This window comes from Ktedonospora formicarum (assembly GCF_016587355.1).
Classification (GTDB): domain Bacteria; phylum Chloroflexota; class Ktedonobacteria; order Ktedonobacterales; family Ktedonobacteraceae; genus Ktedonobacter; species Ktedonobacter formicarum.
The window spans coordinates 511427-524673 of record NZ_BNJF01000004.1; the positions used below are offsets into that span (position 1 = coordinate 511427).

15 protein-coding genes are annotated in these 13247 nt (G+C 53.6%); 9 read left to right on the top strand and 6 right to left on the bottom strand.

From position 1 onward, the window contains the following. The first annotated feature begins 37 nt into the window (after positions 1-37). Positions 38-1462, top strand: a complete 1425-nt coding sequence (locus K3T82_RS33900; RefSeq protein ID WP_220197938.1) for an NAD(P)-binding domain-containing protein — start codon at positions 38-40, stop codon at positions 1460-1462. After that, positions 1455-2789: an MFS transporter gene (locus K3T82_RS33905; RefSeq protein ID WP_220197939.1), complete on the top strand. Its 1335-nt coding sequence runs from the start codon at positions 1455-1457 to the stop codon at positions 2787-2789. Before K3T82_RS33900 ends, K3T82_RS33905 begins: the two co-directional genes overlap by 8 nt. Before the next feature lie 159 nt (positions 2790-2948). Here the strand turns inward: K3T82_RS33905 and K3T82_RS33910 are convergent, their stop codons facing one another. Both K3T82_RS33910 and K3T82_RS33915 read right to left on the bottom strand, forming a co-directional pair. Then, positions 2949-4196: a M28 family metallopeptidase gene (locus tag K3T82_RS33910; protein ID WP_220197940.1), complete on the bottom strand. Its 1248-nt coding sequence runs from the start codon at positions 4194-4196 to the stop codon at positions 2949-2951. Positions 4197-4226: 30 nt separating this feature from the next. Further along, the gene (locus tag K3T82_RS33915) at positions 4227-4577 is read right to left on the bottom strand and encodes a hypothetical protein (protein WP_220197941.1); all 351 of its coding nucleotides are present in this window, start codon (positions 4575-4577) and stop codon (positions 4227-4229) included. A 310-nt stretch (positions 4578-4887) separates the two neighbouring features. Here K3T82_RS33915 and K3T82_RS33920 point away from each other — a divergent pair, with 310 nt between their 5' ends. The 3 genes from K3T82_RS33920 to K3T82_RS33930 all read left to right on the top strand — a co-directional run bounded on the left by K3T82_RS33920 (position 4888) and on the right by K3T82_RS33930 (position 6360). Then, on the top strand, positions 4888-5118 hold the full coding sequence (locus tag K3T82_RS33920; protein ID WP_220197942.1) for a hypothetical protein: 231 nt from the start codon (positions 4888-4890) through the stop codon (positions 5116-5118). 48 nt (positions 5119-5166) lie between these two features. Then, positions 5167-5814 carry an RNA polymerase sigma factor SigZ gene (gene sigZ, locus K3T82_RS33925; protein WP_220197943.1) on the top strand — a complete coding sequence of 216 codons (648 nt, stop codon included), beginning with the start codon at positions 5167-5169 and terminating at the stop codon, positions 5812-5814. Between the two features lie 255 nt (positions 5815-6069). Further along, on the top strand, positions 6070-6360 hold the full coding sequence (locus K3T82_RS33930) for a GYD domain-containing protein (protein ID WP_220197944.1): 291 nt from the start codon (positions 6070-6072) through the stop codon (positions 6358-6360). 733 nt (positions 6361-7093) lie between these two features. Here K3T82_RS33930 and K3T82_RS33935 read toward each other — a convergent pair. After that, on the bottom strand, positions 7094-7462 hold the full coding sequence (locus K3T82_RS33935; RefSeq protein ID WP_236031732.1) for a DUF2089 domain-containing protein: 369 nt from the start codon (positions 7460-7462) through the stop codon (positions 7094-7096). Between the two features lie 40 nt (positions 7463-7502). Then, a complete protein-coding gene (locus K3T82_RS33940) occupies positions 7503-8129 on the bottom strand; it encodes a leucine-rich repeat domain-containing protein (RefSeq protein ID WP_220197945.1) in 627 nt (208 codons plus the stop codon). A gap of 324 nt (positions 8130-8453) precedes the next feature. On the opposite strand from K3T82_RS33940, the gene K3T82_RS33945 reads away from it, so the two are divergent. Then, entirely contained in the window at positions 8454-9314 is an 861-nt protein-coding gene (locus K3T82_RS33945; RefSeq protein WP_220197946.1) for a pentapeptide repeat-containing protein, read from the top strand. A 12-nt stretch (positions 9315-9326) separates the two neighbouring features. Continuing rightward, positions 9327-10145, top strand: coding sequence for an alpha/beta fold hydrolase (locus tag K3T82_RS33950; RefSeq protein WP_220197947.1), 819 nt, complete (start codon positions 9327-9329; stop codon positions 10143-10145). Between the two features lie 221 nt (positions 10146-10366). On the opposite strand, the gene K3T82_RS33955 is transcribed toward K3T82_RS33950, so the two are convergent. Together K3T82_RS33955 and K3T82_RS33965 are read right to left on the bottom strand one after the other, a co-directional pair. Further along, entirely contained in the window at positions 10367-10804 is a 438-nt protein-coding gene (locus K3T82_RS33955) for a helix-turn-helix domain-containing protein (protein ID WP_220197948.1), read from the bottom strand. A 203-nt stretch (positions 10805-11007) separates the two neighbouring features. Then, positions 11008-11289 (bottom strand): recombinase family protein, encoded by a 282-nt coding sequence (locus K3T82_RS33965; protein WP_220197949.1) that lies wholly within the window; start codon positions 11287-11289, stop codon positions 11008-11010. A gap of 664 nt (positions 11290-11953) precedes the next feature. Here K3T82_RS33965 and K3T82_RS33970 point away from each other — a divergent pair. Both K3T82_RS33970 and K3T82_RS33975 read left to right on the top strand, forming a co-directional pair. Beyond that, positions 11954-12658, top strand: a complete 705-nt coding sequence (locus K3T82_RS33970) for a TetR/AcrR family transcriptional regulator (RefSeq protein WP_220197950.1) — start codon at positions 11954-11956, stop codon at positions 12656-12658. 98 nt (positions 12659-12756) lie between these two features. Then, positions 12757-13203 (top strand): hypothetical protein, encoded by a 447-nt coding sequence (locus tag K3T82_RS33975; protein WP_220197951.1) that lies wholly within the window; start codon positions 12757-12759, stop codon positions 13201-13203. Positions 13204-13247: the final 44 nt, after the last annotated feature.

Below are 13247 nucleotides of genomic sequence, written 5' to 3' on the forward strand. Positions count from 1 at the left end.
CACTCACAAACACTGTGTGAAAAGAAGGATAGATTCAATGTCACATCAGTCTGCGTTTTCAAATACTGTATCATCATCACTTCCTGTGGCAATTATTGGGGCTGGACCTGTAGGATTGGCGGCAGCCGCACACCTGGTACGTAAAGGGAAAACCCCTGTAGTGTTTGAAGCAGGGGAAAGCGTTGGAGCCTCGATCTTACGCTGGGGACATGTGCGCTTCTTCTCTCCCTGGCGCTATATGCTCGATACGCAAGCCGTCTCCCTCCTCGAAGAGACTGACTGGCGCAAGCCTGATGGCGAAGACTACCCACTGGGACGCGACCTCGTAGAGCAGTATCTCGTGCCGCTTGCCCAGGTTCCCACGCTTGCGCCACATCTGCACCTCAACACGCGTGTCCTTGCTGTCACACGCCTGGGTTATGACAAGATGAAGACCTCTGGACGTGAAGAGGCTCCATTTGTGCTCCGCGTACAGCGTGCCAATGGAGACGAAGAAGATATTCTGGCTCGTGCCGTGATTGATGCCTCCGGGACGTATGAGCATCCAAATCCCCTCGGTGCGTATGGTGTCCCTGCCCTAGGCGAGCGAACCTTCCACCAGCACATTTTCTATGGTATCCCCGATGTGCTAGGCAAAGATCGCAGCCGCTATGCTGGTCGTAGAGTCCTGGTCGTCGGCAGCGGACATTCCGCCTTCAATGCGCTCCTGGATCTGGCGGAACTAGCCCACCAGGAACCGACGACGCAATTCTTCTGGGCTATTCGCCGCAAGGAGGTCGGGCAGCTCTATGGTGGTGGCAAGAGTGACGCGCTCGCTGAACGTGGGCACCTTGGGGCACGCCTCCGCCATCTGGTTGAAAGTGAGCAAGTGCGTCTCCTCACCAATGTGTCCATTCAGAAGCTTGCTCAGACGGCAGAGGGAATACAGATCACTGGCTTCGAGGAGCTTCCAGCCGTTGATGAGATCATTGCAACCACCGGATTCCGCCCCAATCTCTCTCTTATTAATGAATTGCGGCTCACACTTGATCCGGCTGTGGAGAGCCCGGTCGCTCTGGCTTCTCTCATCGATCCCAATGTGCATAGCTGCGGCACCGTTCCCCCCCATGGAGTGGACGAGCTGACCCATCCCGAAGCCAATTTCTACATCGTCGGAATGAAGAGTTATGGCCGAGCCCCCACCTTCCTGATGCTCACTGGCTATGAGCAGGTGCGCTCGATTGTGGCTGCTCTCACCGGAGATTGGGAGAGCGCTCGCCGGGTTGAACTGGAATTACCTGAGACCGGCGTCTGCTCTGTTGATGGAGGGTCGTGTTGCTCACCTGCGAGCAGCGAAGCCGAAAACGCCGGTTGCTGTGCGCCCTCATCTCCCCGACCTGTTCAGGTGCCCGTCACGCTCGGAGTCAGGCAATTTTCACGAAACCGCCTCCCTTTGACCACGCAAGGGAACTACTGTGATTAGACGAGATAGTGGAGAAGAGGCCATTTCTCCGTCTTCAGCGGGAGGGTCATCCTCGCACAGAGCGTCGAGAAACGCCAGGGACAATGCTTCCTGGCGTTTCTCTTACGGCTGGGTCCTAGTGAGCGTGCTGGGCCTGACAACCATCATCTCCTATGGAACCACACAATACCTCTTCGGGACGCTCATTGTCCCAGTAAACCAGACCTTCCACTGGAATCGAGCCAGCGTGTCGGGCGTCTATGCCATGAGTTTGCTGCTCTCCGGGCTGCTTGGGGTTCCCGTAGGGTATCTGGTGGATCGGTATGGAGCGCGCCTGCTGATGACACTGGGCTCGTTGCTGGGAGGAGTCACCCTCTTTGCATTGGCTTTCTCTCAGGCGTCATGGCAGTTTACGGTCCTGTGGGCAGGAGGCATGGGAATCGCGATGGCATTGTTTCTCTATCCGGTAACCTTTACCGTCATCACCACATGGTTTGATCGTGGACGCGGCAAAGCCTTCGCGATCCTCACTTTTCTGGGTGGGTTAGCTTCTCCTATTTTCTTTCCTTTGGCCGGGGTACTTCTTCCCCTCATGGGCTGGCGCTCTCTGCTCATGCTCTTCGGAGGACTCCACCTGCTTATTGCGGTTCCTTTGCATGGTTTCCTCCTCCGACGCGCACCGAGAACTCAACAAGACACACGCCAAAAACGCCATGAGAAGAACCAGCTTCACCAGCTTGCCTCATCTGGCGTCCTTCATGAAGGCGTCACCGCTCGACAAGCCGTGGCACAACGTCCCTTCTGGACTCTCACAATCTCTTTCAGTATTGCCATGCTGGGGAATACCATTCTCTTCACCCACCAGATTGCCCACATGATCAATAGGGGCTATGATCCCGTACTTGCAGCCACACTGACCGGTGGATTGGGACTGGCAAGTCTGCCAGGACGGGTGGGACTCAATCTCCTCAGCGAACGTGTGTCCCCACGCCTCCTGCTTGGCCTCTGCCATGTCGTACAAGCGCTCGGAGTTGTGGTCTTGATTCTCGCTCCCTCGGTGCCCTGGTTACTGCTCTACGTGCTGCTCTACGGGGCCGCCTTTGGAGCCATTTCTCCTCTCAAGGCGTCGGTGGTGGCTGACTACTTTGGGAAGAAAGCCTATGGAACCATTACCGCCTTGCAAGGTCTTCCCATAGCGTTCGGCACAGCACTGGGACCGCTGGCGGCAGGATGGCTCTATGATCTATTTGGGCGCTACGACGTGGCTTTCTGGTGCTGTGTCGTGGGCTTTGTACTGGCGGGATGTGGCATTGTCGTGACACGTTCATCCTCATGGCACACCTCCTAAGAACTGACACTTTTCCAGAGACACGTCTGCAAAAGTGACAAATGGCTGTAATTGGAATGGGTGGACCTGCGCAAGGAAGCCAGATCCACCCATTCCCGAATCATCCTCCCCATCACACTCCTCTTAAGAGCGATTTCGTTCTCATGAGGAGGACCAGTATCACCAGAGCACTTGCCAAATGGCCCCAAGAAGCAGCGTCGCTGCGACACGCAATGCCTCTGGCTCCACCAAATCAAGTGCATCAGCCGGAGTATGGATCTTGGCACATCCCACGCTCAGTCCAACGGCGGGGAACCCCGCCTGGAGAAAAGAGCGCTGATCTGAGGCAATAGTGCCTACCACCAGAGGAATATCGAGCCAGCGTCCTGCCTGGTCAAGCGCCTGTACCAGCGATTCAGTCCCCGTTCCAGGCTCGACCCAGACCGCTTCGTTGAGACACGCAGCCCCATCGAGATTGAGCATCAGAGGCGCTTTTCCCTGCTCTTTGAGATCGGATGCGAGGGATCGCGATCCAAGAGCGCCGACTTCCTCCGCATCAAATGCGACCACCATCAGCGGTCGACGCGGTGGTGTCTCAAGCAGCGAGAGGGCGCGTGCCAATTCCAGCATGACCGCGACCGCTGCCGCGTTGTCTGTTGCTCCTGGGAAGTGATGACCACCCAGATCATCGCCCAGGGCATCGTAATGGGCACCGATGACCAGGGGAGCATGAGCAAAATGATCATCGGTACCAGCGCATTCCGCAAGAACATTGACTCCCTGCACCTGCCGGGCAACGAGCGGCACACGTGCTCGTATTCGCGTTCCAACCAGTGTAGATAGCAGATCAGTTCGTACTGACAGTATGGGAAGAGCCACCACAGGAGCAGACACGATCCGTTTGACAAGATAGCCCTCAGCTGTCGCATACAAGGGAGTGAGCAAGCCCAAGGCACCGTGCTCTGCCAACTGCGCAGCTAACACCGTCAGATCTTCTCCCTGTGGCACTACCTCAAGGAGCACCCACTTTCCCTGGCACACATTCAGCAGACCATCTTCAGGCAACACCATGATCTGGCCTTCAAGAAGGCCAGGATGCGAGGCAGAACGAGGGTGCTCGCAAAACTCTGTACGATGGGCAAAGACGCGCGCCACCGACTCCGCTAGAGTCATGTGTTCCAGCACGAGTGGCGCTTCAAGCTCAAGCACTGGAGTAGCAATGGGAAAGGCATGTGTGCGCGGCTTCCACCCGAACGCTTGCAGCGTTTCAAGCAGATAGCGCGTTGCCTGGTGATGCCCTTCTGTTCCCACACGTCGGCCCGTAAAAGCGGGAGCACACAAACGGCGTGTGTGCTCCATCATACGTGCTGGATCAAGAAGCGCCAGGGCCGCCATAAGTTCCGATGAGAGAGTATCAATGGCAGGCATTGAGCATCTCCTTTCTGTCTCGTGACGGTGTTAGCAGCATCGGACCTGCCCGCCAGAGGAGGTGGATGCTGACGCTTGAACAGGTTCACCGCAACACCCGCCCGTTCCCTTGCTCGCCACAGACGTCGTGGTTGGTTCACCACAGCATCCACTCGTAGCTCCGCTCGACATGGATGTACTGGTTGGCTCACTACAGCATCCACCTATGGCTGTAGAGGCAGTGGCTCCCTGCGTTGCGGGCTCCCCACAACAGCCACTAGTTGCTTGATCAGTGATGCCACAACAGTCACTTTGCTGGACCGGGAGTGCTACACGGGTTGAAACGTCTGGAAGTCCTTGAAGAAATCCCCCTTTGGGGCTGGTCTCTGATGAATGTGCCATACGACAGTGTTCCTTTGCTTGTTCTCATTATTGTCTCTCTCTTCACTGTGAAGCGAGACCCTCCCTTAGAGAGGTTCATCAATGGAGACGGCACACTTTGCCAAAAGACGCAACAGCTGGAGGCACATCCATGTGGTGCGATTCTTGCCCCTGGGGGAGAGAGGGCAGGAGGAAGTGGCATCAGAGATCGGGATGAGATAACCGGAGAATGTGTTCATGCTTCACCATCAGAAATGGTTGCGTCTTTTTCTGATTCGCTCCGTCAACTGGTATAGAGTCATCACACAACACGTTGAAAGGAACAGAACCTATGTTTCAAGAAGAACTGCTCGCCCAGTTTCGCCAACAAGACTATGAGCAGGCGCGGCATCAGATCCACCAGTACCAGCAGGTGCTGGCAGGAAGGACCTCAAACCCATGGAAAAGGACATCCTCCACCATGGCCCACATTCCTGCGTTGCTTCGAACGTTGTTGACCCCTGTCCAAGGTGTCCAGGAATACTGTCTCGCCACTACCACAGCCCCCTGTTGTGCTTCATAATGGTACTGAGAGAACAAAGCAAAGACCAAGAGAGGAGAGACAGATTTCATGCAAGGAACTACCGAGTCGGCCTGGTATGCACTCCATGAACCGCTGCATCACTTTATCCGTCAACGCGTCGCCACTGAGGAGCAAGCCGAGGACTTGCTCCAGGAGGTCTTTCTCAAGATTCACACCCAGATAGAGACCCTCCGCGAGCACAACAAGCTGGAAAGTTGGATCTATCAGATTGCCCGTCACCTCATTATTGATCAATATCGGCAGAAGCGACAGGAGATTCCTTTAGAGGACGCAGAGCCCTTGCTTCCTCTTGAGGATATCCCAGAAGAGGATATCCTTGCGGAACTCGCTCCTTCGGTGGCAGCCATGATCAACTGTTTGCCATCCCCTTATCGGGAGGCACTCTTCCTTACCGAGTATCAAGGCATGTCGCAAAAGGACCTGGCTGAGCGTCTGGGGATGTCTTTTTCGGGGGCAAAGTCACGGGTGCAACGTGCGCGTGAGAAGCTCAAGCAACTGTTACTGGACTGCTGCCATTTCGAGTTTGATCGTCTCGGTCGAGTCATCGATTACTACCCTCATTGTGCTTGTTGTCAAGGAGGTACAGGTGGGTGCTGTGCTTCGGGTCAAACAGCTTGTGATACTCACGGGTTGCGCAACGAGGTTGTCTCACCAGGTAGTGGAAGTTGTAACTGACGCGCATCCGCGAGAAATGTGTCTCCTAAGAAACCTTGGTTGGAGGTCAGTGAGGGAAGAAGGAAAACGTCACGTGTGAAGTGTGCCCATTTCCACATTCGTTTGCCAGGTTTAGATCCTGGCTGGTCAGAGACGAAACACGCGAGAAGACAGATGCCCCAAAAATGTTACGACTGGTGCCATAGGGACGTGATGCATCATAGCTGGGGTGAACTGGAAGTGTGACAAGCACACAGAGAAGAAAGGAGCAAGGCTATGCCCACCTACATCGTCCTCACCAAATGGACGGATCAAGGAGCGAAGAACGCCAAGGACGCCGTCCAGCGTATGCACCAATTCCGTTCCGATTTGGAGCATCGTGGATGCAAGTTACGCAGCTGCCACTGGACCCAGGGGCAGTATGATTCCATCACGATCGTTGAGGCACCAGATGAGCAGACGGGGATGGCAGCTTTACTCGCCCTCGGGAGCCTTGGCAACGTTCACACCGAGACCCTTCGTGCATACAACGAGACTGAAATGGAGGCTATTATTCAGAAGATGTAAGGCATAACCACGCTTCCAGTTTCTCCCCCACATGCTCCTCAGCAGCTTGACATATGCCCGAAATGTGCGTCTCACAGGAAGGCAAATAACCCCTTGAGATGGCCAAAAAGGGCCTTGTCAGAAAAAGATGGCAAATACACCATGCGTATCGAGTGCCAGACAGGCGGGAGCTGGTAAATGACCCGAAAACTGGATCTGTCCACAGGTTACGTAACGAGATGCGCATTCGCTTGAAATGGCTTTTCAGGCCCATTCAACGCTCGCGTCTTTTTCTGGCAACGAATCAGTAATACCTCTGCCTTATAGCGGCAGGAGAGTCACAAAGTATGTTCTCAAGTCACTTGACTTCTGGGTTCAATCTCGCTGCGCAACCCATGGGTGATACAAGAATAACGGATCTATCAACAGGTCTATTGCACCTACCTCCGCCTACTCGTGTTACACATCTTTGACGTCAAAGTTGACATCCACCCATGAACTGTGGCGGTTGAGAGCGGATAAAATGGATATCTACGGACATGGGGCAAGCTTGCTAGGCAAAGGGATAGCAACGCTGCATGCTACCGAATACACAATACCTTGATTGTTATCTACACGGGCATCCGTGCATGTAACAATCAAAATTAGACCTGTGTACTCTCAGCTTGGCTCGAACAATTAGCTGCCAAGTATATATTCGTATCCACAGCGGCTCGCGCTGGACCAGATTGACAAATACACAGGAGCAGGTCCACTATCTACTCAGCAACTCTAACGCATCCTCAAAGCTGATCTCACCCTCAGAAAGCTGCTCAAGAACGTTCACACGCGAAGAATCGTCCTCATACTCAGGTGGATACTCCAGGGCGGCGACGATTTCATCGAGATGATTGCGCGCGGTGTTATATGCAACATTCAATTCTGCGGCCAAACGCTGGACATTCCCACGATGCTTGACGAGCAGCCCCACAAACGTGAGTTGTTGCGGAGTCAAACGCCCCATCCAATCAAGACTAAACCTTCCCTCAATCACAATACCGCTCCGCTGGCCTTCCAGGCGCGTCACGATCAGTTCATCGCCGTTTACCGGGTCGTGCGTGATCAGTGGATTCAGTGATTTCATATGCTTCCCCCATTCGAGCTGTGAACATTTCTCAGAGCGTTCATACTCCATACTCCTTCCAGGAGAGGAGTCGCTCCACCGTTGGACCCGTTACGTCAACCTCTCGCAATGCTCTCACATCATCTGCATCTACCCCATTGTTATACAGAGAGATAACTTGCTTTGCTGTGAGATCGATTAGCCCTGCCTCCTGTAATGCCCTGATATAGTCTGCATCTATCCCATTGTTATACAAAGAGATAACTTGCTTTGCTGTAAGATCGGTTAGCCCTGCCTCCTGTAATGCCCTGATATAGTCTGCATCTATCCCATTGTTATACAAAGAGATGACTTGATCCACTGTAATATCGGCCACCAGCCCCGCTCCTTGCAACGCCCTGATATAGTTTGCGTCTACCCCATTGTTTTTCAAAGCAGCAATTTGCCGTGCTGGGAGATTGGTCAGCCCCGCTTCTGTCAGCACGGTATCCCCACTTTTCCGGTACCCTCTGATTCTCCCTATTGCCTCCTGAGTGTATCCGCCAGATCTCTGCCCCTGGTCCGGTCGCTTTGCCGCATCAGTCGTACTTTTCATGCCGAGTGTATCCATCAACTGGCTCGCTTGCCCAACGGTAAGTTTTCCGGTGGCGACCATCTCCAGTATCTTTATGCGTTCCTCGTTTGTCATGTGCCTTTCTCCTTATGAGAATAGTCAAGGTTATTCTTGCCATAGTGGTTGTCAGAGAATGCTAGCTATTATGGCAATAATAACTTCTGATCTGGCTGACTGTCAAGGCGTTGCAAATGTTTATAGCAAAATTCGCTAATAATTTTGTTATTTATTGCCCATAGTATTGACAATCATCCCTTTGGTCAGTAATATATTGCTTTGTCAGTTAGCAAAATTTACTAAAAGTGATAGCAAGAAAACCATAAGGAGGGCCTAAAAGAGCTGACAAGATTGGGTCACGACATTTTTACCCCAAAATCCCCGCCAAGGAAAGGTGATGTTATGAATGAGAATTTGGCCAGCTATGTCAACAGTGTGTTTGCTCCCTACGAGGAGGGAAAAAGCGTTGCCGAATTAAAGGCGGATCTGCTCTCCGATTTGCAGGAGTGCTTCCGTCAACTCAAAGCCGAGGGCAAGGATGATGAAATCGCTTTTGCCATGACCCTTGAGAGTATCGGCGATATTGAGCAAACCGTCCGGGAGGTTGCCAACCTCTCCCGTTCGCTGGAGCGGCAGGCGACCATTAACTTTAGTGCAAGCAATTTGCCACAGAGCGACTTTGTGGGCGTGATCGCGCATCAAGGACAGTTTCACGCGAGTGCATTGCGCGGCTCGGACTTTACGGGCGCAGACTTAACTGGGAGCTCGTTTCGGAGCAGTAATGTCCGTGAAGCCACGTTTGCTGGCACCAATCTGACCGATTGCAACTTCACCACGGTTGACCTGACGGATGCGACCTTCCGTGAAGCCATCCTTGTGCGCACCAACTTCAGTACATCGGGGCTGGACGGAGCACACTTCATCGGAGTCAAGCTGACTGATGTCAAATTTACGAAGACCGACCTGAGAAAAACGACCTTTGAACATTGTACCTTTCTCGGCGTGGACTTCCACTCTTCCGACCTGAGCGGACAGCGGCTGGATGGGCAGGCCTTTCTCGGCGTCACGTTTGACCTGCCAGCGCTGAAGGATGTTTCGTTTGAGGGCTCGACCCTCAAAAATGTGTCGTTCCGCCCAGTAGGTCTCTGGTCTCTGAAGCCTGCTATACAATCCCTGCACTTTGACGGCGCGATGATGGATAAGCTCACATACGCCGCGCTCAAAGGCCTAGGAGCAGATGTCTCAAAGGTAACTATTCTATAAGGAGTAAAGGCCATGCAAAACAACGCAATCCAAATGAAAGGGCTGCAAAAGTCGGCCTGGACCGGCCTGGTACCGATCGACGATACGGCTCTGGCCGTCACCGACACTGGAGGTCCCGGTATCCCTGTGGTCTACCTCAATGGCCAGTTCGCCACTCAGGGGTACTGGCGACGGGTCATCGCTGAACTTGGGACAGGGTGGCGGCACATCACCTACGACGAGCGGGCTCGCGGCAAGAAGTCGAAGCGTTCGGCGGACTATTCCTTCGAGGCCGCCGTCCGGGATGTGGATGCCGTTCTCGCGGCCAGGGGTGTGGATCGGGTGCTGGTGGTGGGCTGGTCCTATGGGGCGTTTGTCGCAGCGCACTGGGCCAACCGGAATCCGAACCGTGCCCTGGGCGCGGTCTTGGTTGAAGGCGCGCAACCGTACGACTGGCTCGACGAGGCCATGGAGCAGCATATCCGAAAGCTGTTTCGGCGGATGGGCTGGTTCATGCCGCTGCTGCGCCCAACGGGCCTGACCCCGCGGATGACCGCCGAACAGATGGCGAACTGCAACATTGAGCTCGGCATACTCGCTCGCGAGCGTGAGCTGGGTCCCGTGATAGACAACATCACCGTCCCGGTGCGGTATGTACTTGCTTCGGGGACATCCTTCGGAAGCCATGGTGATGGGCAAGAACGGATACGCGCCAGCCTCGATGCGGTGGTCGCCCGCAACCCGAACATCCAAATCAGCGCGAAGGTTGCCAGCAACCACGATGCTATCCTAAAAAAGGACTTCCGTGCCGTCGCCAACGCCGTACGCGAGGTCGCCGCCGTCGACAGATAGCTGAGGTTGCAGAAGATATAACCAGCGGTCTCACAATCAGCCAGGCGGCAGTCGCCGGCGTCACGGTGAAAATCATGCGGCACTGCCACCTGCTCGGCCTGGTCGACGAATCGCGCCGAGACAGTTCCGACTATCGACGCTACGGGTCGTCTGACCTGCTGCAGCCGGTCCAGGTTCGCACCCTTGGCCAGGCAGGCGTATCGCCGCCGACCTGGCCGACGTCAAACGGAGGCTGGCCGATCGCATCGAGAAGCTGGTCGCTCGGCGCAATATGCTAGACCGACGTGCCGCATGCCTTGACAAATAAAATAGTATCGTACCATCAAAACCATCTGCTTTAACGAAGCCATGATGGATAAACTGACCCCATATCCCTCAGCTACCAGGTCCCGGCGCAACTGAGCAACCCTATAGGAGCCTGCTTCTACTCTTTCGACGAACTGGGACAAATGGGAATCAACACTGGTTTTCCGGGAGCGTGGTTGTTGTTCAGGAAACGTGCCATTCCTCAGCCAGCGCGAAACGGTCGCATGTCCGATCCCAACCTGCGCGGCAATGGTGGTTTGCGAGAAGCCTTGCTCACGCAGGTTCACCACCTGTTGGTATCGAGCCAGGCGTTCTTCTCGCTTCGCTTGGCTGAGAGGCGATTTCGATGGCATCTCAATCTATTTGGCAGCAGCTCTTGTCATTTCTGTTCGCTGTTTCCGATGCGCCGCAAGATGACGCGCCAGAACTCCTTCCAGGGCCTTCCTCAGATTCTGAAGAAGGTGGAATCTATCGGCGCATTGGGTTGCTTGAAGAACACTGAGAGAAGCTGCAGCAGCATAGTCACCTCCGCGATCTCAGCTTACCAATTCAATTTCTAGTAGGAGCAAGATCTAACATTATAGGCGGTCCCACAATAGGTGAGACCACAAAGGCCACATTTGATGAAGCCACAAAGCAAATAATTGCGTTTTGTATTGTGCCGACTGAAGACTTGATGAGCGTGTAGCACGCGTTGAGCTTGCTCCCAGGCACTCTCATCAACAAAAGCAGGTACCGTTCTGGCAATGACCTCACGGGTTTTCTTTGAGCGACGTCCATAGTAATAAGTGACTTTATACGTCGTATTCACCAGCATATTGCGAATGCGCCCTGGCATCTAACGGTCACTTGTCGGACAAAGACGCTTTCCACGCAGAATGGAACGTTGATCGCGTGCGAATTTACTATTTTTGCCTGTTATGTGCCATCTAGAGCAGCAGGAAACTCGGTGAGACGCGTCCCTTTCAGCCCAAAACCAGGCTAGAACAGGACAACAGATGCTCACAATTCAAGCAAATTTGCTCGTGAATTTACACTATTGAACGTTGTAAACCTGCTTGTAGAGCCATGTTGCTAACCAGAAATAGATGAACTGTTCACCGTTCGCCCAAAACTGTCCACACACACCCAAAAAGCCGGCTCACTCTTCACACCTATTCCCAATATCGCTGTACAGACGCTCGCATTTACCAATGACGAAAAGGGACTTCTGATTCATTTGCGGTTCCGCCTCTATCTTGTCTGCACTACATTCGCCAGCGTCTTGCTGATACTCAAACGCAATTTGCAGCCGCTCTGTTTTCTCATGGCATTGAGTGGCCTCACCATAGACTTCTCAGATGGGCGCTCTACTCAATCATGTTTTCGCCTTAGAACTCTGTCCCCTCTCAACATCATGTGCGTCATGTTCCAATTTCCCGAAAGATTGACAACTCATTCTCCATCAAGTAGAGTATCTTCATAAAGAAAAACCTTCGGTCGGTTTTTGAAAGGTAAGAAGGATGGTACGTACCGTCAACGAACAAGAGTATATCCAGCGACGCAACGCTATTCTCGACGCTACCAGCAGACTCCTGTTGAGTCGCGGTTATGAGCAGATGACCATCCTGGATATCGTTGAGGATCTCCAGATTTCCAAAGGGGCGTTCTATCACTACTTCGACTCCAAACAGGCAGCCTTCTCTGCGCTGCTAGAGCGTATGGGACAGGAACTGGACCGACACCTGTTGCCTCTTTCGCAGAACCCAGCCCTTCCTGCCCTCGAAAAGCTTCAGCGCTTCTTTGACGCACTGGCTTCCTGGAAACAGGAGCGCCTCTCTGTTCTGCTGGCGGTAACTCGCGGGTGGTACAGCGATGAGAACGCTCTCGTCCGCAGTCATCTGCGTCGAGAAAGACGCAAGCACCTCACCCCCCTCTTGGCAGCGATCATTCGAGAAGGATGCCAGCAGGGCATCTTTCGGACAGAGGAGCCCCTTGAGATAGGCGAAGTGGTCGTGTCCTTGATGCTGGATCTGGGTGATGCTCTGGCGGAGGTCTTGCTCGGAGGAAGGCCAGGGAAAGAAATGGTGCAGAGGCTCGAACGAACACTTGATGCATATACTCAGACGCTTCTGCGGGCACTTGAGGTTCCACCTGGTTCCTTGCAATTGGTTGATCCGAAACTCATCAAGCAGTGGCAGCTTGAAGCGCAAAATGGCGCGGTGTGACGAGACATGGTAGCAGAAAAGCAAGAGGATCATATCAGGAATGGACCAGTGTCCACGTAAACATGTCTTACTTGATGTCCATGAGAAAGGAGCACATTATGGCATTACTTATCCTCAAGATTTTGCTGGCGCTCTATGCTCTTCAGGGCTTCATCAAGCCCCTGTTGCACTTCATTGTGAAGAAGGAGAGGCGGATGAAGATGGCAGAGGCCATGTACGCGAAGAAAGAGGGGAAAGCCGACGTATCCAGACTCACAGATGGCATGCTCTACCTGTTCTGTCTGATCTTACTCGGACTTTTAGCCAGCTCAGGGATAGAATACCTCAACTTCACGACCGGTTTTCTGGTAGGTCTGACAGCGCTTCAGCTCTACTTCCATGCCTTCAATCAGCCGTTGGAAAAGCAGCCAGCCCCACCACTCACGCCCATCAAAATGATGTCGTATGCGATCAAAGAAATGCCCGGAAAAGCGTGGGTTTCTACCCTGTTCATGTCGGCAATCCTGTTCTGGTGTCTTGTGATGATCATACTGAACGTGATCTAGTACCATGAGGGAGCAGATCAGAAACCAAAGGGAGCCGAAGGCAA